The sequence below is a fragment of the Streptomyces sp. NPDC045956 genome, assembly GCF_056430705.1.
In genome coordinates this window covers 277986-299419 of sequence record NZ_JBWKKZ010000001.1, presented here as the reverse complement: position 1 = coordinate 299419, position 21434 = coordinate 277986, and the positions used below count along the sequence as shown (strand labels likewise).

The 21434-nt window shown below is 73.2% G+C and carries 19 protein-coding genes; 11 read left to right on the top strand and 8 right to left on the bottom strand.

Annotated elements, in window-relative coordinates; genetic code table 11:
• The first annotated feature begins 169 nt into the window (after positions 1 to 169).
• The gene (locus AC07FV_RS01315; RefSeq protein WP_479083805.1) at positions 170 to 1216 is read left to right on the top strand and encodes a LacI family DNA-binding transcriptional regulator; all 1047 of its coding nucleotides are present in this window, start codon (positions 170 to 172) and stop codon (positions 1214 to 1216) included.
• Positions 1217 to 1888: 672 nt separating this feature from the next.
• A complete protein-coding gene (locus AC07FV_RS01310; protein WP_479083804.1) occupies positions 1889 to 2689 on the top strand; it encodes a sugar phosphate isomerase/epimerase family protein in 801 nt (266 codons plus the stop codon).
• On the opposite strand, the gene AC07FV_RS01305 is transcribed toward AC07FV_RS01310, so the two are convergent.
• On the bottom strand, positions 2673 to 3359 hold the full coding sequence (locus AC07FV_RS01305; protein WP_479083802.1) for a GNAT family N-acetyltransferase: 687 nt from the start codon (positions 3357 to 3359) through the stop codon (positions 2673 to 2675). The two genes, AC07FV_RS01310 and AC07FV_RS01305, sit on opposite strands and share 17 nt — an antisense overlap.
• Positions 3356 to 4318: an EamA family transporter gene (locus tag AC07FV_RS01300; RefSeq protein ID WP_479083801.1), complete on the bottom strand. Its 963-nt coding sequence runs from the start codon at positions 4316 to 4318 to the stop codon at positions 3356 to 3358. Before AC07FV_RS01300 ends, AC07FV_RS01305 begins: the two co-directional genes overlap by 4 nt.
• Before the next feature lie 125 nt (positions 4319 to 4443).
• On the opposite strand from AC07FV_RS01300, the gene AC07FV_RS01295 reads away from it, so the two are divergent.
• The 3 genes from AC07FV_RS01295 to AC07FV_RS01285 all read left to right on the top strand — a co-directional run bounded on the left by AC07FV_RS01295 (position 4444) and on the right by AC07FV_RS01285 (position 8419).
• Positions 4444 to 5376 (top strand): LysR family transcriptional regulator, encoded by a 933-nt coding sequence (locus AC07FV_RS01295; RefSeq protein ID WP_479083800.1) that lies wholly within the window; start codon positions 4444 to 4446, stop codon positions 5374 to 5376.
• Positions 5377 to 5794: 418 nt separating this feature from the next.
• Positions 5795 to 7642: a glycoside hydrolase family 3 protein gene (locus AC07FV_RS01290; RefSeq protein WP_479083799.1), complete on the top strand. Its 1848-nt coding sequence runs from the start codon at positions 5795 to 5797 to the stop codon at positions 7640 to 7642.
• Positions 7643 to 7765: 123 nt separating this feature from the next.
• Complete coding sequence (locus tag AC07FV_RS01285) at positions 7766 to 8419, top strand: hypothetical protein (RefSeq protein WP_479084862.1); 654 nt, start codon at positions 7766 to 7768, stop codon at positions 8417 to 8419.
• A gap of 44 nt (positions 8420 to 8463) precedes the next feature.
• Here AC07FV_RS01285 and AC07FV_RS01280 read toward each other — a convergent pair whose 3' ends face one another.
• From AC07FV_RS01280 to AC07FV_RS01265, 4 genes are all read right to left on the bottom strand, one after another.
• Entirely contained in the window at positions 8464 to 9888 is a 1425-nt protein-coding gene (locus AC07FV_RS01280) for a S28 family serine protease (protein WP_479083798.1), read from the bottom strand.
• A gap of 105 nt (positions 9889 to 9993) precedes the next feature.
• Positions 9994 to 10386 carry a hypothetical protein gene (locus AC07FV_RS01275; protein WP_479084860.1) on the bottom strand — a complete coding sequence of 131 codons (393 nt, stop codon included), beginning with the start codon at positions 10384 to 10386 and terminating at the stop codon, positions 9994 to 9996.
• Positions 10387 to 10481: 95 nt separating this feature from the next.
• Positions 10482 to 14222 (bottom strand): ABC transporter ATP-binding protein, encoded by a 3741-nt coding sequence (locus AC07FV_RS01270; protein ID WP_479083796.1) that lies wholly within the window; start codon positions 14220 to 14222, stop codon positions 10482 to 10484.
• A gap of 88 nt (positions 14223 to 14310) precedes the next feature.
• Complete coding sequence (locus AC07FV_RS01265; RefSeq protein ID WP_479083795.1) at positions 14311 to 15300, bottom strand: esterase-like activity of phytase family protein; 990 nt, start codon at positions 15298 to 15300, stop codon at positions 14311 to 14313.
• 90 nt (positions 15301 to 15390) lie between these two features.
• Here AC07FV_RS01265 and AC07FV_RS01260 point away from each other — a divergent pair, with 90 nt between their 5' ends.
• Positions 15391 to 15762 (top strand): hypothetical protein, encoded by a 372-nt coding sequence (locus AC07FV_RS01260; protein WP_479083794.1) that lies wholly within the window; start codon positions 15391 to 15393, stop codon positions 15760 to 15762.
• Between the two features lie 10 nt (positions 15763 to 15772).
• Here the strand turns inward: AC07FV_RS01260 and AC07FV_RS01255 are convergent, their stop codons facing one another.
• Together AC07FV_RS01255 and AC07FV_RS01250 are read right to left on the bottom strand one after the other, a co-directional pair.
• On the bottom strand, positions 15773 to 16054 hold the full coding sequence (locus AC07FV_RS01255; protein WP_479083793.1) for a hypothetical protein: 282 nt from the start codon (positions 16052 to 16054) through the stop codon (positions 15773 to 15775).
• Positions 16051 to 16374 (bottom strand): hypothetical protein, encoded by a 324-nt coding sequence (locus tag AC07FV_RS01250; protein WP_479083792.1) that lies wholly within the window; start codon positions 16372 to 16374, stop codon positions 16051 to 16053. The genes AC07FV_RS01255 and AC07FV_RS01250 overlap by 4 nt, the downstream gene beginning before the upstream one ends.
• A gap of 162 nt (positions 16375 to 16536) precedes the next feature.
• Here AC07FV_RS01250 and AC07FV_RS01245 point away from each other — a divergent pair, with 162 nt between their 5' ends.
• From AC07FV_RS01245 to AC07FV_RS01225, 5 genes are all read left to right on the top strand, one after another.
• The gene (locus AC07FV_RS01245) at positions 16537 to 17331 is read left to right on the top strand and encodes a helix-turn-helix domain-containing protein (protein ID WP_479083791.1); all 795 of its coding nucleotides are present in this window, start codon (positions 16537 to 16539) and stop codon (positions 17329 to 17331) included.
• Positions 17324 to 17551 (top strand): DUF397 domain-containing protein, encoded by a 228-nt coding sequence (locus AC07FV_RS01240; RefSeq protein ID WP_479083790.1) that lies wholly within the window; start codon positions 17324 to 17326, stop codon positions 17549 to 17551. Before AC07FV_RS01245 ends, AC07FV_RS01240 begins: the two co-directional genes overlap by 8 nt.
• 94 nt (positions 17552 to 17645) lie before the next feature.
• Positions 17646 to 18254, top strand: a complete 609-nt coding sequence (locus tag AC07FV_RS01235; protein ID WP_479083788.1) for a TetR/AcrR family transcriptional regulator — start codon at positions 17646 to 17648, stop codon at positions 18252 to 18254.
• A 75-nt stretch (positions 18255 to 18329) separates the two neighbouring features.
• Positions 18330 to 20456: an ArnT family glycosyltransferase gene (locus AC07FV_RS01230; RefSeq protein WP_479083787.1), complete on the top strand. Its 2127-nt coding sequence runs from the start codon at positions 18330 to 18332 to the stop codon at positions 20454 to 20456.
• Positions 20457 to 20604: 148 nt separating this feature from the next.
• The gene (locus tag AC07FV_RS01225) at positions 20605 to 21420 is read left to right on the top strand and encodes an endonuclease I family protein (RefSeq protein WP_479083785.1); all 816 of its coding nucleotides are present in this window, start codon (positions 20605 to 20607) and stop codon (positions 21418 to 21420) included.
• The last annotated feature ends 14 nt before the right edge of the window (positions 21421 to 21434 follow it).

The window sequence follows — 21434 nt, the reverse complement described above, 5'->3', positions numbered from 1 at the left end:
GCAAGCGCTTTCTATACGGTACGAAGCTAGCCTGTGGACGGTGGTCTGGACAAGACCGTCGTCCGGGTGAGTTGTTCGACGGGGCGAACAACGGCGGGCGGCGGTCGTAAGGTCGACCCGCAACGGCCGAGACGGCGTACGGCACACGCGTGAGGCGGAGGACGAGGACATGACGGTGACCCTGGCGGACGTGGCGGCCCGAGCGCAGGTCTCCCCCGCGACGGTGTCGCGCGTGCTGAACGGGAACTACCCCGTGGCCGCCTCCACCCGGGAACGCGTGCTGAAGGCGGTCGACGAGCTGGACTACGTGCTCAACGGGCCCGCGAGCGCGCTGGCGGCGGCCACGTCCGACCTGGTGGGCATCCTGGTCAACGACATCGCGGACCCCTTCTTCGGCATCATGGCCGGTGCGATCCAGTCCGAGATCGGGGGCCCCGGCGGCAGGGCGGGCGGCGAGAGACTCGCGGTGGTCTGCAACACGGGCGGCTCCCCGGAGCGCGAACTGACCTACCTCACGCTGCTGCAACGGCAGCGGGCGGCGGCCGTCGTGCTGACCGGCGGCGCGATGGAGGACGCCGCGCACCAGGCGGCCGTGGCGGCGAAACTGGGCAGGCTGACGGAGGCGGGGACGCGGGTGGTGCTGTGCGGGCGCCCGCCGGCGCCCCGGACCGGGGCGATCGCGCTGACCTTCGACAACCGCGGGGGCGGCCGGGAACTGACCGAGCACCTGATCGGGCTCGGGCACCGGCGGCTCGGCTACATCGCCGGACCGGAGGAGCGGACCACGACCCGGCACCGGCTGGAGGGCCACCGTGCCGCGCTCGACGCGCACGGCATCGAGGAGGACCCCCGCTGGACGGTCCACGGCCGCTACGACCGGCGGTCCGGCTACGAGGCGACGCTCGAACTCCTGCGCAGGGACCCGTCCCTGACGGCGGTGGTCGCCGCGAACGACTCCGTCGCGCTGGGGGCGTGCGCGGCGCTGCGCGAGTCCGGGCTGCGGATTCCGGAGGACGTGTCGGTGGCCGGCTTCGACGACCTGCCGTTCAGCATCGACGCGGTGCCCGCGCTGACCACGGTCCGGCTGCCGCTCGCGGAGGCGGGGGCCCGGGCGGGACGCATCGCGATGGGGCGCGAGGAGGCGCCGGGCGGGGGGATCGCGACGGTCCGGGGGGAGCTGACGGTACGGGGGTCCTCCGGGCGGCCGCGGGAGTAGGCGCCGTCGGTCTCGCGGTGGCCCGGGTGGGGTGGCGGGGGTTGGTGCGCGCCCCGGGTCCGCCCCGTTCCGGCCACCGCTCGGGGGGTCACGCCTGCCGCGGCGGGCGGGGTGCGGACAGGGATCGGACGAAGGCCGGGCCAGGCGCCGGATGCGGACCGGGCGAGGGCCGGACGAGGGCCAGCCGAGGACTGCACGAGGGCCGGACGGGGGCCGGGCGCGGACTGCACGAGGACCGGACCGGAACCGGGCGCGGACTGCACGAGGACCGGACCGGAACCGGGCGCGGACTGCACGAGGACCGGACCGGAACCGGGCGCGGACTGCACGAGGACCGGACGGGGACCGGGTGAGGGCCGGACCGGGGCCGGGTGACGGCCTGACCGGGGCCGGGTGACGGCCTGACCGGGGCCGGGTGAGGGCCGGACCGGGACCGGGTGACGGCCTGACGGGGGCCGGGTGAGGGCGAGACAGGGGCCGGGCAAGGCCCGAGCGGGGGCCCGGACAGCAACCGGGCAAGTCCGGGCGCGGAGTGGACGGGTGGGGCTCGCGTGCCGGGGTGGGGTCGGGTTGGAGTGAGGGCGGGGGGTGGGGGTGGGCCTCGTGGCGCGGGGGGCGACACCGGGCGGTGAGGAGGAGTGGGCGCGGCGCTGCCGGGTACGCTCCGTGGTCATGAAGCTGGCGTTCTCCACCCTCGGTGTCCCCGGCCTGCCCCTGTCCGACGTGCTGGGGCTCGCCACCGCGCACGGCTACCACGGTGTCGAATTGCGCGTCCACCCCGAAGAACCGGTGCACCCGGGCCTGGCCCCCGACGAACGGGCCGCGGTGGCCGCCCGGTTCAAGGCGTCCGGTGTCGAACTGCTGGGCCTCGCGGGCTACGCGCGCGTCGCCGCTCCCGGTGACGACGACGCCGTCCTCGCCGAGCTGCGCGGACTGCTGGAGCTGGCCCGCGACCTGGGCGCCCCGTACGTCCGGGTCTTCCCCGGCGGCGCCGAGGAGCAGAGCCCCGAGGAGGCCGACGCGGTCGCCGCCCGGCGCCTGGGCACGGCCGCCGAGTACGCCACCGACCTCGGCGTACGCATCCTGCTGGAGACGCACGACTCGCACCGCACCGGCGCCGACGCGATGCGCGTCCTCGGTCTGGTCGGGCACCGCCAGGTCGGCGCGCTGTGGGACGTGATGCACACCTGGCTCGGCGGCGAGCAGCCCGCGGAGAGCTATCTGGCCCTCGCCCCGCACCTCGGGTACGTGCAGGTCAAGGACATCGCCTCAGCCGAGGACACCACCCCGCTCCCGCTGGGCACCGGCGTGCTGCCGCTCACCGAGGTGGTGGACGTCCTCTCCCGCCACGGCTGGGACGGGTGGCTGTGCTGGGAGTACGAGAAGCGCTGGTACGAGTCGGCGGCCCCGCTGCCCGAGCTGCTGGACGGGGGCCGCGAGCACCTCGCCCGGCTCCTCAGCGACGCGGCGTGAGGGACTGCGCCGCGGGCGCCTCGGCAGCCACGGAGGCGGAGGACGCGGCGGACGCGGCGGCCCGCACCCTGCGCTCCAGCCGCTCCCGGCACCCGGGCCATTCCGCCGCCGTGACCGAGTAGATCGCGGAGTCACGCAGCCGGCCGTCCTCGCCCGGCGCCCAGGAGCGGGACCAGTTGCGCAGGACGCCCTCGAAACGGGCGCCCGTCGCCTCGATCGCGGCGCGGGAACGGCTGTTGCGGGCGTCCGTCTTGAGGTCGACGCGGGACACGTGCCAGACCTCGAAGGCGTGGCGGAACAGGAGCAGTTTGGCCTCGGCGTTCACCCCGGTGCCCTGGGCCGAGCGGGCCAGCCAGGTGAAGCCGACCTCGACGGCGTCCAGGGCGTCGTCCGTCAGCCAGGAACGGGGCTCCCAGTAGGCCGTGGCGCCGACCGCCCTGCCGGTGGCGAGGGACACCTGCGCGTAGGGGGCGAGCCGTCCCGTGGCCGCCCGGGCCGACTGGGCCTCGATGTAGGCGCCGACCTCGTCCGCCCGCGGCACCCAGGTGAACGCGTAGCTGCCGCGCTCCTCCTCGGCCGCCGCCGCGAGGTCGGCCGCGTGGTGCGGGCCGAGCGGCTCCAGCCGCACCAGGGTTCCTTCGAGGGCCGGGCCCTTCAACGTGAACGTCACCGGCCGGATTCTGCCGCCGGGGCACAGAGCCGTCCAGCCGATTCCGGCGGAGCCGCCCCGGCCGCGTCCGGCACGGGCACGCGGCCGGGGCGGGCCCGCCGGGAGGCGCCCGGGGTGAGTGTCGTCAGGGCCACTCCGCCCACCAGCAGTGCCGCCGCGCACCAGCGCAGCGGGGTCACCGACTCGCCGAGGAACAGGGCCGCCGAGGACATGCCGAACACCGGGACCAGGAGGGAGAACGGCGCGACCGTCGAGGCCGGGTGACGGTGCAGCAGCCACCCCCAGGCGCCGAAGCCGAAGACGGTCGAGACCCACGCGACGAACAGGATCGTCCCCGCGCCCTGCCAGTCCAGGCCGCGCAGGGCCGCCAGGTCCCGCGACGGGCCCTCGGTCAGGAGGGAGAGGGCCAGCAGCGGGAGCACCGGGACGGTGGAGACCCACACCATGAAGTTCAGCGCGTCGGGTGGCGAGGCCCTGCGGGTCAGGACGTTGGACACGCCCCACGCGGCGGCGGCGCCGACGACCATCAGGAAGGCGCCCAGCGGTCCGGAAGCCCCCTCGTCGACGGCGGCCACGCCGATGCCCGCGACGGCCACGACCATGCCCAGGGCCCGTACGCCGGTGGGCCGTTCGCCGAGCACCGCCGCCGCGATCACCGCCGTGAACACCGCCTGGATCTGGAGGACGAGGGACGACAGCCCGGCCGGCATGCCCGCGTCCATGCCCTGGAAGACCAGGCCGAACTTCGCCACCCCGAGCACCAGTCCCACCGCCACGATCCACTTCCACGCCACCTTCGGGCGGCCCACGAGGAAGACCGCGGGCAGGGCCGCCGCCAGGAAGCGCAGGGCGGAGAAGAGCAGCGGCGGGAAGTGGTCGAGGCCGATCTCGATGACCGTGAAGTTGACGCCCCAGGTGGCCGCGACGAGCACGGCGAGGAGGAGGTGGGAAGGTCGCATGGATCGAGGATCGCCGCCCGGACCATGTAGCACCAGCGATGATTGCTGCACGGATGGATGAAGCAGCGCTAACCTGTTGCGCGTTCGCCGCTCGCTCTGTCCGTCCGAGGCCGGGAGCCCACCTCATGCTCGATCTCCAGCGGTTGCGTGCGCTGCACGCCGTCTCCGTGCACGGCACCGTCGGCGCGGCCGCCACCGCGCTGGGCTTCACGCCCTCCGCCGTGTCCCAGCAGATCGCCAAGCTGGAACGGGAGACCCGGACGGTGCTGCTGGAGCGGGAGGGGCGCGGGGTGCGGCTCACCGACGAGGCGTGGCAGCTGGCCGCCACCGCGCGGGAGTTGCTGGCGCTCGTCGAGCGGGCGGAGACGCGGCTGGAGGAGCGGCGGGGGGTTCCGGCGGGGCGGCTGACCGTGGCCGCGTTCGCGTCGGCGGCGCGTGGTCTGCTGCCGTCCGTGCTGGCGGACCTGGCGGCGCGCCACCCCGCGCTCGACACGCGGCTGACGGAGGTCGATCCGCACCTGTCCGTGGACCTGGTCGCGAAGGGCGCCGTCGACCTGGTCGTCGCGCACGACTGGGACATCGCCCCGCTGCCCGCCCCGGCCGGGGTGGAGCAGGCGGCCATCGGCGAGGACCTGTGCGACCTGCTCGTGCCCGAGGGGCACCGCTTCGCGGGCCGGGCGGGCGTACGGCGTGCGGAGCTGGGCGGGGAGCGGTGGATCTGCCAGCCGCCCGGGCGGGTCTGCCACGACTGGCTGCTGCGGACCCTGCGGGGCGCGGGACACGAACCGGACGTCGTCCACCAGGCCGAGGAGAACCCGACGCTGGTGGCGCTGGTGGCGGCCGGACTGGGCATCGCCCTGATCCCCCGGCTGGGGCGCGGCCCGCTGCCCGCGGGGGTGGTGGAGGTGCCGCTGGACCCGATGCCCGTACGCAGGCTGTACGCGCTGTGGCGAGCGGGCGCGGCCCGCCGGCCGGCGATCGCGGAGACGGTGCGCACGCTGCGGGCCCACTGGCCGGCCGCCTCGGCCCGCACGGCCACCACCACCGCGGGCGACTGACCCGCCCCGCACCACCGCACACCCTCCTCCCTCCCCTCAGCCCGTGTCCCACCCGGCCCTCGCGCACCGACTTCGGGAAGCGGCGCCCGAACCGGGAACCCCGTCCCCGCTCCGCCCGTCCCATCCGCGACGCTGCCGGACGAGTCCTCGCGGTGCGGTGTCGGCCTCGCCGCCGGCTGCGGTCGCCGACCACCCTCTCCGCCGTACCGCGGCCGGCAGCCCGCCGCCGTCGGCGTCCACCCTCCCTGGCGCCGGCGGCGGCCCCTCCCGGACGTTCCCGGCCGGCCCGCGCCGCTTCGGGTGACTCCTGTGCGCTCCCTTGACTGGCAGAAACTTCCCGGATATTGGTGACTCCTTGGAAGTTTCCTTCAGCAGCTCTCCAGCGATTCCCCAGCGGATCACTCCGGAAGGAGCGCACGTGCACCACAGCAGCACGGCCGGCAAGGGAAGCAGCGCACAGCCCTCCAGACGCACCGTCCTCACCGCCACCGCGGTCGTCACCGCGGCCCTGGCGGCCGGCGGCGGCACCGCCCACGCCGACCCCCGCAGGCCCGACGACGACAAGCTCCGCGCCCTCGTCTCCCGGATGACGCTGGAGGAGAAGGTCGGCCAGCTCTTCGTCATGCGGGTGTACGGCCACTCCGCCACCGCCCCCGACCAGGCCGACATCGACGCCAACCTCAAGGAGATCGGCGTCCGCACGGCCGCCGAACTGATCGCCAGGTACCGGCTCGGCGGCATCATCTACTTCGCCTGGGCGCACAACACCCGCGACCCGCACCAGATCGCCGACCTGTCCAACGGCATCCAGAAGGCGTCCCTGGAACTGCCGCGCGGCCTCCCGGTGCTGATCTCCACCGACCAGGAGCACGGCATAGTGGCCCGGGTGGGCGAGCCGGCGACGCTCTTCCCCGGCGCGATGGCCGTCGGCGCCGGCGGCTCGCGCTCCGACGCCCGCACGCTCGGCCGGATCGCGGGCGCCGAGCTGCGCGCGATGGGCATCCGCCAGGACTACGCCCCCGACGCCGACGTGAACGTCAACCCGGCCAACCCCGTGATCGGCGTACGCTCCTTCGGCGCCGACCCGGAGGCGGTGGCCGAGCTGGTGGCCGCCGAGGTGACGGGGTTCCAGCGTTCGGGCGTCGCCGCCTGCGCCAAGCACTTCCCCGGGCACGGCGACACCGCCACCGACAGCCACACCGGGCTCCCGGTCATCACGCACAGCCGCGAGCAGTGGGAGGAGCTGGACGCGCCGCCCTTCCGGGCCGCGATCGAGGCGGGCATCGACGCCATCATGACCGCCCACCTGGTGGTCCCGGCACTCGACGACTCCGGCGACCCGGCCACCCTCTCCCGCCCCATCCTCACCGGCATCCTGCGCGAGGAACTCGGCTACGACGGGGTCGTGGTCACCGACTCCCTCGGCATGGAGGGCGTGCGGACCAAGTACGGCGACGAACGGGTGCCCGTGCTGGCGCTGAAGGCGGGCGTCGACCAGCTCCTCAACCCGCCGAACCTGGACCTCGCCTGGAACGCGGTGCTGACCGCCGTCCGCGAGGGGGAACTCACCGAGGCCCGGCTCGACGAATCGATCCTGCGCGTGCTGCGGCTGAAGGCGAAGCTGGGGCTGTTCCGGGACGCGTACACCAGCCGGCGGGACGTGGACCGCACCGTGGGCACCCGGAGCCACCTGGCGGCGGCCGACCGGGTCGCCGAGCGGACCACCACGCTGCTGGTCAACGAGGGGCGGCTGCTGCCGCTGTCGCGCCGGGAGCACCCCCGGCTGCTCGTGGTGGGTGCCGACCCCGCCTCCCCGTCGGGCACCACCGGGCCGCCCACCGGCGTCCTCGCGGGCGCGCTGACGGAACTCGGCTTCACCGCCACCGCGCTGTCCACCGGAACCGCCCCCTCCGCCGCCGTCATCGACCGCGCGGTCGCGGCGGCCGGGGACGCCGACGCGGTGGTGGTCGCCACGTACAACGTCACGGCCGCCAGCAGCCAGCGCACGCTGGTCACCCGGCTGCTGGGGTCGGGCAGGCCGGTCGTCGCGGTCGCGATCCGCAACCCCTACGACGTGGCGCACCTTCCGGACGTCCGCGCCTACCTGGCCGCCTACTCCTGGACCGACGTCGAGGTGCGGGCGGCGGCCCGGGTGATCGCGGGCCGGGTGCGGCCGCGCGGCAAGCTGCCGGTGCCGGTGGTCCGGGCGGACGATCCGGCGACGGTGCTGTACCCCCTCGGGCACGGGCTGTCCTACCGGTCGTAGGCGTAGCGCGGCCCACGACACGCGCCGGGGGCGCCCCCGTCCGCCGGTCGCAAAGCCCCCCGCGCGTCTGGCGTGCGCCCGCTGCCGCGGGCCACGCTGGGCCGGGGACCCGGGGGGATGGCGATGCGTGGAGGACGGGCCGCGGGGGTGCTCTGCGCCCTGTCGGCGCTGTGTGCCGTACTGCTGGCGGGGTGCCAGAGCCCGTCCGGCCCGGGCTCCCCGGGTGCGGGCGGGGACGGGTGGTCCGGCGCGGGGACGGCTGCGGGCCCGGTGGCCGTGCGGCCGTCCGGGTACGGGACGGTGTTCCTGGCGGTCGACGAGTGCAGCTCGTTCGGCACGGTCAGCTTCACCGAGGTGCCGTGCGGCAGCGAACGGGCGGCGGCGCGGGTCGTGGCCCGCGAGGACGGCCGCGCGAGTGACGGGCCGCCGTGCCCCGCCACCACCGACTTCGTCCTGCACATCAGCGAGCAGCGCCCGTCCGCCGACGAGGACGGCGACGGTGCCGTGCCGCAGGGATACGCCTGTATGCGCAAGCTCCTGCCGCCGCACCCCGGCGATCCCGGTGGCGGGGGCGGCCCGCGCACCGTCGTCGGCGACTGCGTCCACGAGGCCGGGGACGGCACGGTCCGCGAGACCGCGTGCGACGGCAAGGGCCCGGGGAAGCCGCGGTTCAAGGTGGTCGACGCGGTCACCGTCCGGGCGGACTGCCCCGCCTCGACCGTTCTCTACGTCCGTCTGGGCGGCGACCGCCCGGTGGGCTGCGCCCGGCCGCTGTGAGTCCCTGGGGGCCTCTCGGCGGCGGCCGGGCGCAGCCGTCCGTGCTACGGGCGCAGCGCGGGCTCGCGCTGCACGTCCCGCTTGTCCAGCCGGGCGTCGAACGTCGCCAGCGGCGCGGCGGCCGACGGGTCGGTCCGCACCTCGGCGGAGGCGACGCCGGCCCAGTCCAGGATGCGGGCCGTGGCGAGGGCCTTCTCCTCGGGCACCAGGCCCGCGACGTTGGCGCCGTGGTTCATGCCGGGCGCGGTGAGCACGTAGGAGTCACGCGCGCCGTGTCCGAGGCGGAAGGGCTCGGCGCCCCACGGGTCGTTCTCGCCGTACACGAACAGCATCTGACGGGCGTTGTGCTTCACCCAGGTGTCGACGTCCCGCATCGCCCACGGCTCGAACTCCATCGGGATCGACCGGGGCACGAAGTTGCGCGGCGGCTGGTAGCCGTAGCGGATGTACTTCTTCTCGATGTGCGGGAAGTGGATGGTCGGCGCGCCGAGCTGGGTGCCCGCCTGGTAGTAGTACGGCGTGTACGGGGCCAGGCCCTGGTCGGTGTAGAAGGAGAAGCCGGAGATCGTGTCGACGGAGGTCCAGATCTCGTCGTCGGTGGCGTTCTTCGCGTCGGCCGGGATGTCCGCGCAGTCCTTGACGGTGCTGTACTGCCAGAAGCCCCACACGTAGTCCAGGACGACGGCCTCGTAGGCCCGGTCCAGGCTGCCGATGGTGTCGAAGGTGTAGCCGTTCTCGGCCGCGTACGCCTCGTACTTCTCCTTGAGCGGCGCCCTGCGGACCAGCGCCTCGCGCTGCACGCCGTTCAGCCGGTCGCGGCACTCCTCGGTGCCGACCCGGGCGAAGAAGCGGTCGTAGGCCCGGTCCTCGCGGTTCACCACGTCGTTGGGGGCGACGTAGGCGACGACGCCGTCCATGTCGCGCGGGTAGAAGCGCTCGTAGTAGGTGGCGGTCATGCCGCCCTTGGAGCCACCGGTGGAGATCCACTTCTTCGAGTAGAGCGGCTTGAGCGCCTGGAAGATGCGGTGCTGGTCGCTGGCCGCCTGCCAGATGTCCAGCTTGGACCAGTCGGCCGGCTCGGGCCGGGACGGGGTGAAGTAGCGGTACTCCATGGAGACCTGGTTGCCGTCCACGATCTGGGTCGGCTCGCGGCGGCTGGGCGTCGTGGAGACGCTGTAGCCGCCGGTGTAGAAGACCGTGGGGCGGCTCACGTCCTTGTGCAGCACGGTGATCCGCTGCTGGAACGTGCCCTTGGACGGCCGCCGGTGGTCGACCGGCTGCGTGTAGTTGAGGACGAAGAAGCGGTAGCCGGTGTACGGCTTCTCCTCGATCAGGCTCATGCCCGGTATGGACAGCAGCCGGTCCTTGATGTCGACGGCCTTCGGCTCGGCGGCGGTGGCCGCGCTCGCCGTGCTGACGGTGCCTATGAGCACCACGAGCGCCAGCAGCCATCTGAGCGCCTTGCGCATGCACCCTCCCTGTGAAACAGATGTGCGCCGGAAGCTATCGGAGCAAGTGACCCGCGCACCAGGGGAGATGGTGAAATGGCCGCCACCGGCCGGGGCGGCCCCGGGTCAGCAGAGGATCCAGCCGGAGCTGACCGATCCCTTCGCCACCTTGCCGGTCACCCACACGCAGCGCTTCCCGGCGTGCACGGTGACCGGTCCGGCCCGGTAGGCGTACCGCCCCGAGTCGACGACCGGCCGGCCGCCGCGTGCCTGCACACTGACGGACATCTGCCGCTTCTTGCCCGCCTCCTTGGGGACGGTGACGGCACAGACGTAGCCGCCGCGCTTGTAGACGAGGACCGATCCGGTGGAGAACGGCAGGGTGCGCACCTTGCGGCCCGGGCACGCCGAGGCGGCCTCCGCCTCCCCGGGCACCCCGACGGCGAGCAGCCCGGCCGCGGTGAGCACGGCGGTCCCCAGTGCCAGCCGCCTGCGCAGGGCGGCGCTCCTCTGACCCACTGCGCCCACTGCGGAACCCTCCGTCCCCGCCGTACGGCGATCACTGACGTACGGATGTACGGACGCTCGCCGCCTGTCGAATGGTTGCGCGGGTGTCAGCGCCGTGCGCCGACCGGCTCCTCGGGTTCGGCCGCTCCGACGAAGGTCCGCCACAGCCGCGCGTACCGTCCGCCCACCGCCAGCAGCTCGTCGTGCGTGCCGTCCTCGGCGACCCGCCCGGCGTCCATGACGACGACCCGGTCCGCGCGGGCGGCCGTGGTCAGCCGGTGGGCGACGACGAGCGTCGTGCGCCGGCCCGCGATGCGGTCGGTGGCCTGGTTGACCTGTGCCTCCGTGGCCAGGTCCAGGGCCGCCGTCGCCTCGTCGAGGAGCAGGACGTCGGGATCGACCAGTTCGGCACGGGCCAGCGCGATCAGCTGCCGCTGCCCGGCGGAGAGGTTGCGGCCCCGCTCGGCGACCTCGTGGAGGTATCCGCCCGTGAGCCCGGCGATCATCTCGTGCGCGCCCACCGCCCGCGCCGCGGCCTCCACCTCGGCGTCGGTGGCGTCCGGGCGGCCGTACGCGATGGCGTCCCGCACGGTGCCGGGGAAGAGGTACGCCTCCTGCGGGACGACGCCGAGCCGGTGCCGGTAGGCGGTGAGGTCGAGGTCGCGCAGGTCCCGGCCGTCGACGGTGACCCGCCCGTCCGTGGGGTCGTAGAACCGGGCCACCAGCTTGACCAGGGTCGACTTGCCCGCGCCGGTCTCGCCGACGAAGGCGACGGTCTGCCCGGCGGGGATGCGCAGGTCGACGCCGGTGAGGGCCGCCTCGGACCCGTCGGCACCGCCGTACGAGAAGTGCACGTCCTCGAAGGCGATCTCCCCGCGCAGGGACGTGACGTCCGACGGCTTCTCGGGCGCCACGGTGGAGGTCGGCTCCCGCAGCAGTTCCTGGATGCGGCCGAGGGAGACGGACGCCTGCTGGTAGCCGTCGAAGACCTGGGAGAGCTGCTGGACGGGCGCGAAGAACAGGTCGATGTACAGCAGGTACGCCACCAGCGCGCCGGTCGACAGCGTCGCCGCGTCGATCCGTCCGCCACCGACGACCAGCACGGCGACGACGGCGGCCGAGGACAGCAGCTGCACGAACGGGAAGTAGACCGAGATCAGCCACTGGCCCCGGATGCGGGCCTGCCGGTAGCTGTCGCTGCGCTCGGCGAAGCGTCGTCCGCCGTCGTGCTCGCGCCGGAAGGCCTGCACGATCCGCAGTCCCGCCACCGACTCCTGGAGGTCGGCGTTGACCGTGGACACCCGCTCGCGGGCCAGCTCGTACGCCTTCACGCTGGCCTTGCGGAAGAAGTAGGTGGCGATGATCAGCGGTGGCAGCGTCGCGAACACGACGAACGCCAGCTGCACGTCGATCACCAGCAGGGCGACCATGATGCCGAAGAAGGTGACGACCGAGACGAAGGCGGTGACGAGTCCCGTCTGGAGGAACGTCGACAGCGCGTCGACGTCCGTCGTCATGCGGGTCATGATCCGCCCGGTCAGCTCCCGCTCGTAGTAGTCGAGGCCGAGCCGCTGGAGCTGGGCGAAGATCTTCAGACGGAGCGAGTACAGGATCCGCTCCCCGGTCCGGCCGGTCATCCGGATCTCGCCGGTCTGCGCGGTCCACTGGGCGAACACGGCGAGCAGCCCCAGCAGCGAGACCGCCCAGACCGCGCCGAGGGCGGCCTGTGTGACGCCCTCGTCGATGCCGTGACGGATCAGCACCGGCAGCAGCAGCCCCATGCCGGCGTCCACGGCGACCAGGGCGAGGCTGATCAGCAGCGGTGTGCGGAATCCGCGCAGCAGGCGGCGCAGGCCGTACGACTCCTCCGGCTGCACGGCCCGCGCCTCGTCGACGTCGGGGGTGCCGTCGGCCGGGGGCAGCGCGTCGACCTGGGCGAGCAGCTCCGGGGTGGCCGGGGTGCCCGCGAGGGCGGTGTCCTTCGGCGTGCGGTCGCCGGTCCACAGCCGCGGGGTGACCCCGCGCTCGGCGTCGAACTCGGCGTCCAGCTCGTCCCGGACCGACGTGTCCTCGGCGGGTGCCGCCGGCCGGGCGTGCCCCGGCGACACCCCGCCCAGCTCGTCGGGGTCGGTCAGCAGGCGCCGGTAGAGGGCGGAGCGCTCCTGGAGTTCCTCGTGGGTGCCGAGGTCGGCGAGGCGGCCGCGGTCCAGGACGGCGATGCGGTCGGCGAGGCCGAGGGTGGAGCGCCGGTGGGCGATGAGGAGCGTGGTGCGGCCCCGCATGACCTCCTTCAGCGCCTCGTGGATCTCGTGCTCGACGCGGGCATCCACGGCGGAGGTGGCGTCGTCGAGGACCAGCAGCCGGGGGTCGGTGAGGATGGCGCGGGCGAGCGCGACGCGCTGGCGCTGGCCGCCCGAGAGGGTCAGACCGTGCTCGCCGACGGTGGTGCCGTAGCCGTCGGGCAGCTCGCTGATGAACCCGTGGGCCTGCGCGGCCCGGGCGGCGGCCTCGATCTCCTCGTCGGTGGCGTCCGGGCGGCCGTACGCGATGTTGGCGCGCACGGTGTCCGAGAAGAGGAACGAGTCCTCGGGCACGAGCCCGATGGCGGCCCGCAGCGAGTCCAGGGTCAGCTCGCGCACGTCGTGTCCGCCGACGAGGACGGCGCCGCGGCTCACGTCGTAGAAGCGCGGCAGGAGCAGGGAGACCGTGGACTTGCCGGAACCGGAGGAGCCGACGACGGCGAGCGTCTCACCGGCCCGGATCTCGAAGGAGAGGCCGTCGAGGACGGGGGTGTCCTCCCCGGTGGCCGACGCGTAGCCGAAGGACACGTCGTCGAACTCGACGGTCGCCGGCGCGTCGGCGGGCAGGTCCCGGGTGCCGTCCTCGATCGCGGGCTCGGTGTCGATCAGCTCCAGGACGCGTTCGGTGCCGGCGCGGGCCTGCTGGCCGACGGTGAGGACCATGGCGAGCATGCGGACCGGTCCGACGAGCTGGGCGAGGTAGGTGGAGAAGGCGACGAAGGTGCCGAGTGTGATGTGTCCGCGGACGGCCAGCCAGCCGCCGAGGGCGAGCATGGCGACCTGTCCGAGGGCGGGTACGGCCTGGAGGGCGGGGGTGTAGGTGGCGTTCAGCCGGATCGTCCGCAGCCGCCCCGCGAAGAGCCTGCGTCCGACCTCCCTGATCTTTCCGGTCTCCTGTTCCTCCTGCCCGAAGCCCTTCACCACGCGGACGCCGCTGACCGAGCCGTCGACCACGCCCGCGACCGCGGCGGCCTGCGCCTGGGCGTACCAGGTGGCGGGGTGCAGGCGGGTGCGGCTGCGGCGGGCGATGAACCACAGCGCCGGGGCGACGGCGAGGGCGACGAGCGTGAGCGGCGGGGACAGCCACGCCATGATGACCAGGGAGATCACGAAGAGCAGGACGTTCCCGATGGTCATCGGGAGCATGAACAGCAGGCCCTGGATCAGCTGGAGGTCGCTGGTCGCCCGCCCGACCACCTGTCCCGTGGACAGCTCGTCCTGCCGCCGCCCGTCCAGCCGGGTGATCGTCCCGTACATGTCGGTGCGCAGGTCGTGCTGGACGTCGAGGGCGAGCCGGCCGCCGTAGTAGCGGCGGATGTAGGTGAGGACGTAGACGACCACCGCGGCGCCGATCAGGAGCCCGGCCCAGAGGGCCATGTCCCTGGTCTTGTCGCCGATCACGTCGTCGATGATCACCTTGGTGATCAGGGGCACCAGGGCCATGACGGCCATGCCGCCCAGTGAGGCCCCGAGGGCGAGGACGACGTCCTTGGGATAGCGCCAGGCGTATGCCGCCAGTCGTCGTGCCCATCCCCGTTGCGCGTCCACGCCGTGCCCTCCGGTCGGTCGTCCTGCTCACCTGATCTACCGGAAGGCACCAACGCGGGCGAGCGGGGATTTCATCCCGCCGCAACAGTCAGACCCGGACCCGGAGCCTGAGGAAGCGGGTGGTCTGCGCGGCGCTCCGGTTGTCGTCGCTGACGACCAGGACGTCCAGGCGGCCCCCGGTCCGGCCGGTGACGGTCAGCCCCTCGAAGTTGTCGAGGAGCGGGTTGGGCTGGGGCTGCCGGGCGGTGGCGCCGAGGGACGGGCAGTGGGCCAGGTCGGCGAGGAGGGTCTTGCCGAGGGTCGTGCCGCGCCGCTCGGCCAGGTAGAGGCGGACGGTGTTGCCGACACCGGCGGTGAAGCCGCGTTCGAGGACGAGCAGGCGCCCGTCCGGGGTCGCGGTGGTCTCGGAGACGCCGAGGCCGGTGTCGGTGCGGTACGTGTACGGGGCGTCGAGCCGGAAGCCGCCGTGCCGCGTCCGCTGCCAGGTCTGGAAGCGGACCAGGTCGGCGGGATCGCCGGCGAGCGGGTACTCCATGGCGGCGAGCAGGGTCCGGCCGCCGGGGAGCAGCGTCAGCCCCTCGAAGCTGCCGTTGGCCCGGGCGCGGCCCTCCGGGGCGGTCCGCAGGGCGTCCGGTACGGGCAGACGGCCGAGGATCTCGCCGGTGCGGGAGTAGCGGCGGACGGACGGCTCGGTCTCGGAGGAGACGAGGTAGGTGCCGTCCCGGTCGGCCACCAGTCCCTCGGCGTCGAGGGCGGCGCCGTTCTCGTCGGAGAGCGGTGTCACGTTCCGTGGCCGGAGGGAGCGGGCGTCCAGCCGGAAGAGGGCGGACCGGTCGGAGAGGGCGGCGACCGTGCCCCGCCCGTCGCGGGCGAGTGCGGAGAGGTTGCCGACGTAGGTGCCGTCGTGGGTGGTCTTGTCGAGGGCGTCGGAGTAGCCGGTGAGGGAGACGGCGGGCGAGCAGGCGTTTTCCTGCGGACGTTCCTGTGCGACGGCCGGTCCGGCGGCGATGAGGCAGCCGGCCGCCGCGAGGCTCGTGGTGAGGGCGGCCAGGGAGGTGCGGAGCGTTCTCGGGCGCATGGCCGAAACCCTAGGCCGGTGGAATGGCGAGGAGTTGACCGCTTTCCGAAGGACAGGGTTCGGCGCGGTACCGGTGGCAAGTAATGAGCCATGCCAGACCAGAACGAGAGCGGCCACCGACTGGCCGGTCGGCTGTACGCGACGATGCGGGTACTGAAGTTCCTCACCGGTCCCTCCGGGGCCGAACCGGTCGCCGATGAGGAACTCGACGGCCAGGACAGTCCGAGCGAACGCATCCGGGCCCTGGAGCTGGACCTCTTCAAGGACCTGGTGGCCACCGTCCAGAGGGGCCGGCACGCGAAGGCGGCGGGCGAAGTGTTCCGTGCGATACCCGCCCTGGTGCCCAGGCAGAGCGCCGCCTTCGAGAAGAACCTCGGCGTGTACGGGCTGGCCGAGTTCAACGCCGGATATCGCGCTCAGCTCGCCGAGTTCAAGGAGGCCTTTCCCGAACTGTTGGGCTGACGGCTCGTCCTCAGCGCAACCGCATGCCCCGGCTCTCCGCGACGCGGTGCACCTCGGTGAGTGCTTCGCGCATGCGGTGCAGCATGAAGCGGAGCTGTTCGGGTGTCGCCCGAGCGTCCGCCAGCAGGACGGCGGCGTGGTCCAACAGGTCCTCCGCCATGTCGAGGTGGGTGGTCTCGACGACGTCGGCGATCCGGGACAGCGGGCCGTCGCCGTCGGTCAGCAGGTAGCAGGGTTTGCCCTCCGCGCCGCTCCAGGGCAGCAGCCGGGCCGGGCGCGCGCCGGGCCTCACCGTGCCACCTCCACGTCGTGCGGTACCCGGGTCCCGACGTCGATGCCGTGCACCGCGAACCGGAGCGCGCGGCGCCGGGCATGGCGCCGCCGGGCCTCCTCCTGCCGTTCGTGGGCGAGCAGGTAGGGGCGTACGAGCACGTTGTCCTCTCCGCGCAGGGCCGGCAGGCCGGTGCGGCGGACGGTCACGGCCGGGGTGTACGGGGATTCGGTGGGTTCCGTCGCGGGAGGACGTCGGCGGCGCCGCCCCGAGCCCGGTAGCAGAAGGGCGAGCAGCGGAAGCAGAGGCAGCCCGGCGAGGCGGGCGATACGGTGACGCATGTCGTCGGCTCCGTGGAGATCGGTGACCACGCCCCCGGACCGGTGCGACGGTCGCGGGGGTCTCGCTTTCCGTAGCGATGCGCGTACAGAGTGAAACGGGCGGAGCTAGGCTCGCCAGGGGTGCGGACGTGACGGCGCCTTTGTCACACGGGAGTCGAACGGATGAGCAACATCTACGGCGACTGGCTCAAGCAGCAGCGCGAAGCGGCCGACCTGACGCAGCAGCAGCTGGCCGACATGGCCATCATGACGCGGTCGCACATCGCGCACATCGAGGCGGGGCGCCGGGTGCCGTCGAAGGAGGACGCGCGACGGCTGGACCGCGCCCTGAACACGGGGAACGTGCTGAGCAGCTTCCTTCCGGAGGAGGAGGCGGCGGTCGCGGACTACTTCGAGGCGGCGCGGCAGCTGGAGGCGCAGGCGGTGATGATCCGTGAGTTCGCGCTGTCCTTCGTGCCGGGCATTCTTCAGACGGAGGGGTACGCGCGTGCGGTCCTGGGTACGACGTTCCCTCGCATCAGTGAAGAGGAATGTGACAGGCGCCTTGTCACACGCCTGGAGCGCGCGACGGTTCTGAACGATCCCGTCACGCCCGTAGTGTGGGTGCTGCTCGACGAAGCAGTGCTCCATCGCCGGATCGGCGGGCGGCGCGTCATGGCAGAGCAGCTGAGGCACCTCGCGAGCCTCGCGCAAGGCGGCCGGATCCAAGTGCACGTGTTGCCGTTCACGCTGGGAACCCATCCTCTTCTGAGCAACATGCTCACCCTGATGTGGTTCGAGGACCAGCCGCCCGTGGCGTACGCCGAGGGCTTGCACATGGGCATGCTTCACGACACCCCGTCCGTGGTCCAGGAACTGCAGCATCGCTACGATTTCGCCCTGGGCAACGCCCTGCCACTCGAGGAGACGCTGGCTCTGCTCGAAGCGACAGCAAGGGGCTGTGAAGGCGATGACTGACCGGACCATACGCAACGCCGCGACTGTGAAGGGCTGGCGCAAGTCCTCGCACAGCAATGACCAGGGGGGGAGTTGCCTGGAGGTGGTGGACGGTCACCCTGGTGGGATACCGGTGCGGGATTCGAAGGTTCCCACCGGGCCGGCGCTGCTCTTCTCACCTCCCGGCTGGACGTCGTTCATCACGGCCCTCAAGGAAGCCCTCCCTCTCTCCAAAGCGTGAACACTTCACCCCCGACTGTCCTCAGATCGCTCATCCGAGTGCCTGGATGACATTCACCCCCCAAGTGCTCACGCTTCTTCCCGACCATGAGGCCATGAGCCCCGCTCCCTGGACCCACCGAAACCCTCTCGGCACCGGAAACGTGATCAGCACGGTGCGCACCCTCATGCGCACCGACGGCCTGAACGTGTCCGTGACCGCCATCGCCCGCGCCTCCGGAACCTCGCGCAACTACCTCTACGAGAACTGGAAGACCGCCTCCAGGCTTCACCTGCGCGCGCTTCAGACGGAACTCGCCCGAGCCTTCGACGAGGCGGACCGTACTCACCCGAGCGACGGCACCGTTGACGGAATCGTGCGGCACCTGACACAGGTCGTACGCACCGTCCGGCGTCATCCGACGACGGGCGCCGTCGCCCGAACCTCGCCCACGGCACTGCCCCGGGCGCATGCCGCGACCGACGGCCCCCTCGTGCAGATGATCACCGGACGCGTGAGCGATCTGCTGCACCCCCTCGCCCCGCACGGCGGCGTGTGGAGCGATGCCGCCCTGTTCTCCATGCCCTGGAAGGTCCTGTGGATCGCCCGTCCCGCCGCTCTCTGCCCCGAGGCCGTCGGTGACCAGGAGCGGGAGGACACCTTGGACGGGGCCTTCGCCGAGTTGCTGCGCGATCTGCTCGCCCCTTGGTCCCCGGCTGACTGAGCACGGCCCGGGATTCACAGCTGACCCCAAGTCGGAGCACAGCCTCCGCCCAACGCCGATGGACACGGTGGCGTGGTGACATCTGCCACCGCTCCGCTGCAAGCGGCCCCCGAGCCGCCACCCACGCCCACCCCCGCACCCGGCACGCCACGCTGGTCTCTGCCGGTCCTGCTCGCCGTCCTCACCCTGGCGGCGGGACTGTACTCCTGGAACCTGTCCGGGGGCGGCCTCAACAGCTTCTACAGCGCCGCCGTGCTCAGCGGCACCGAGAGCTGGAAAGCGTGGTTCTTCGGCTCGCTCGACGCGGGGAACTTCCTGACCGTCGACAAGCCGCCCTTCGCGCTGATGGTCATGGGGCTGTCCTGCCGCCTGTTCGGGTACGGGACCTGGCAGATGATGCTGCCGCTGGTCCTGGCCGCGCTGGCGACGATCTGGATCCTGCATGCCTCCGTCAAGAGGGTGTGGGGCCACGGTGCGGCGGCCGTCGCCGCGCTGGTGCTGGCGCTGACCCCGATCACGGTCGCCATCAACCGGGACAACAACCCGGACACGCTGCTGGTGTTCCTGATGGTCGGCGGGGCGGCCCTCGGTCTGCGCGCGGTCCGCGGCGGACGGCTGCTGCCCCTGCTGGGGGCGGCGGCCTGTTTCGGGCTCGCGTTCAACACCAAGATGCTCCAGGGCTACATCGCGCTGCCGGCGCTCTTCGTCGCCTACCTGTACGCGACGGACCTCGGCTGGGCGAAGCGGATCAGGAACCTGCTCCTCGCGGCGGTCGCCCTGGCCGTCTCCAGTTTCTGGTGGGCGGCGGCCGTGTCCCTGGTGCCCGCCTCCGAGCGGCCGTACATCGGCGGCTCGACGGACGGCACGGCCTGGGACCTGATCATGGGCTACAACGGGCTCGGCCGGATCCTCGGCGGTGACGGCAACATGGGAGGCGGAGGAGGCGGAGGCGGCGGCGGCTTCTCGGGCGCCGCGGGCATCGGACGGATGTTCAACGACGTCCTCGGCGGCCAGATCTCCTGGCTGCTCCCCTTCGCCGGCATCGCGCTCGTCGGCGGCCTGGTGCTGTGCGGCCGGGCCCCCCGCACCGACCTCACCCGCGCCGCACTGGTGCTGTGGGGCGGCTGGACGGTCCTGCACTACCTGACCTTCGCCCTGGCCGAGGGCACCATGCACCCCTACTACACGACCGCGCTCGCCCCGGGCATCGCGGCGCTGTGCGGGGGCGGCGGCGTCATGCTGCTGCGCGCCTTCCGGACCGACCGGCGGTGGGCGTGGGTCCTGCCCCTCGCCCTCGGTGTCACCGGTGTCTGGGCCGTCGTACTGCTGCGCCGCGCCTCCGGCTGGAACACCTGGCTGTGGCCGACGATCGCGGTGGTCATGGCGCTGGCGATCGCGGGGCTGCTGGTCTTCCGTTCGGGGCGCCGGGTACGGCTGCTGGCGGTGTCCGTGGCCGCGGCGGTCGTCGCCGGGGTGGCCGGCCCGGCGGCGTACGCCTGGTCGGTACCGGCCGGTTCGGGCGGCGGCATGGGCGGCACCAACCCGACCGCGGGCCCGTCGACGGGCGGCGGCATGGGCGGCCCGGGCGGAGCGGGCGGCCGCGCGGGCGCCTTCCCCGGCGGAGGCGGCGAGGGGCCCGGCGGGCAGCCGCGGGACGACCGGAACGGCTCGGCCGACGGCACCGGCGCGACCGACGCCGCACCCCCGGAGGGAACACCCCCGCAGGGGGGCGCCCCGACCGCCGGCGACGGCACGAGCGAACCGCGCGCGGATGCCGACGGCCCCGGCGAAGGCGGCACGGGCGGCGGCATGGGCGGGGCGAGCGCCGAGCTGGTCGCCTACCTGAAGAAACACCGGGACGGCGCCGAGTGGCTGCTCGCGGTGTCCGGTTCGCAGAGCGCCGCGCAGCTCGTCCTCAGCAGCGGCGAGCCGGTCATCTCGATGTGGGGCTGGTCCGGCAGCGACCGGGCGATGACCCTAGCCCGCCTCAAGGACCTGGTGGGGAAGGGCGAGTTGCACTACGTCCAGGTCGGCGGCCAGGGCATGGGCGGCGGTACGGGCGGCGGCTCCGGGATCAGCACCGAAGTGACCGCGTGGGTGCAGGAGCACGGTACGGCCGTCGAGGCGAGCGAGTACGGCGCGACGTCCTCGACCGGGAACACGTCGGGCCTCTACCGCCTGGACCCGGCGGACCTGAGCTGACGCACACGAGGAACGCATGAAGGGCCCCGGCCGGGACGGCCGGGGCCCTCGTCACGCAATCGCCACGCACCGTCCACCCGGCCTCCAACATGTCCATGCCACGCTCGTCCCACCGTTCCACTCCACCCGCGTAGATCGGACACCCCACATGCTCGCGATACGCACACGGCGCCGGAAGGCGGTCGCCCTCGCCGCGGCCGCCGTCCTCACCGGCCTCGCCGCCCCGTCCCTGGCCGCGGCCCCGGCCACGGCATCCGCGCCGGCCACCGCCTCGGAACCCGACCCGGCGTACTACGAGGAGGCGACCGGAAAGACGGGCGCCGCTCTCAAGTCCGCCCTGCACACCATCATCAGCGACCAGACGAAGCTCTCGTACGCGGCGGTCTGGGACGCCCTGAAGGTCACCGACCAGGACCCGGCCGACAGCGGCAACGTGATCCTGCTCTACTCCGGCATCTCCCGCGCCAAGTCGCTGAACGGCGGCGACACCGGCGACTGGAACCGCGAGCACGTGTGGGCCAAGTCCCACGGCGACTTCGGCACCGCGACCGGCCCCGGCACCGACCTGCACCACCTGCGCCCCGAGGACGTCCGGGTCAACAGCGTGCGGGACAACAAGGACTTCGACAACGGCGGCAGCGGCTTCACCGACTCCGGCGGCAGCCTCACCGACGCCGACTCCTTCGAGCCCCGCGACGCCGTCAAGGGCGACGTGGCCCGCATGGTCTTCTACATGGCGGTCCGCTACGAGGGCGGCGAGGGCTTCGCCGACCTGGAGGTCAACGGCAGCGTCGACAACGGCAGCGCCCCGTACATCGGCAAGCTCGCCGTGCTGAAGCAGTGGAACGACGAGGACCCGCCGGACGCCTTCGAGGAGCGCCGCAACCAGGTCATCCACGACTCCTACCAGCACAACCGCAACCCGTTCATCGACCACCCGGAGTGGGTCGAGGCGATCTGGTGAGGCCCTCCTCCGAG

Excerpts from the sequence above, each read along its gene's own strand:
- AC07FV_RS01315 (WP_479083805.1), top strand. The coding sequence starts at position 170 with ATGACGGTGACCCTGGCGGACGTGGCGGCCCGAGCGCAGGTCTCCCCC.
- AC07FV_RS01310 (WP_479083804.1), top strand. The coding sequence starts at position 1,889 with ATGAAGCTGGCGTTCTCCACCCTCGGTGTCCCCGGCCTGCCCCTGTCC.
- AC07FV_RS01300 (WP_479083801.1), bottom strand. The coding sequence starts at position 4,318 with ATGCGACCTTCCCACCTCCTCCTCGCCGTGCTCGTCGCGGCCACCTGG.
- AC07FV_RS01295 (WP_479083800.1), top strand. The coding sequence starts at position 4,444 with ATGCTCGATCTCCAGCGGTTGCGTGCGCTGCACGCCGTCTCCGTGCAC.
- AC07FV_RS01285 (WP_479084862.1), top strand. The coding sequence starts at position 7,766 with ATGCGTGGAGGACGGGCCGCGGGGGTGCTCTGCGCCCTGTCGGCGCTG.
- AC07FV_RS01280 (WP_479083798.1), bottom strand. The coding sequence starts at position 9,888 with ATGCGCAAGGCGCTCAGATGGCTGCTGGCGCTCGTGGTGCTCATAGGC.
- AC07FV_RS01265 (WP_479083795.1), bottom strand. The coding sequence starts at position 15,300 with ATGCGCCCGAGAACGCTCCGCACCTCCCTGGCCGCCCTCACCACGAGC.
- AC07FV_RS01260 (WP_479083794.1), top strand. The coding sequence starts at position 15,391 with ATGCCAGACCAGAACGAGAGCGGCCACCGACTGGCCGGTCGGCTGTAC.
- AC07FV_RS01250 (WP_479083792.1), bottom strand. The coding sequence starts at position 16,374 with ATGCGTCACCGTATCGCCCGCCTCGCCGGGCTGCCTCTGCTTCCGCTG.
- AC07FV_RS01245 (WP_479083791.1), top strand. The coding sequence starts at position 16,537 with ATGAGCAACATCTACGGCGACTGGCTCAAGCAGCAGCGCGAAGCGGCC.
- AC07FV_RS01240 (WP_479083790.1), top strand. The coding sequence starts at position 17,324 with ATGACTGACCGGACCATACGCAACGCCGCGACTGTGAAGGGCTGGCGC.
- AC07FV_RS01235 (WP_479083788.1), top strand. The coding sequence starts at position 17,646 with ATGAGCCCCGCTCCCTGGACCCACCGAAACCCTCTCGGCACCGGAAAC.
- AC07FV_RS01225 (WP_479083785.1), top strand. The coding sequence starts at position 20,605 with ATGCTCGCGATACGCACACGGCGCCGGAAGGCGGTCGCCCTCGCCGCG.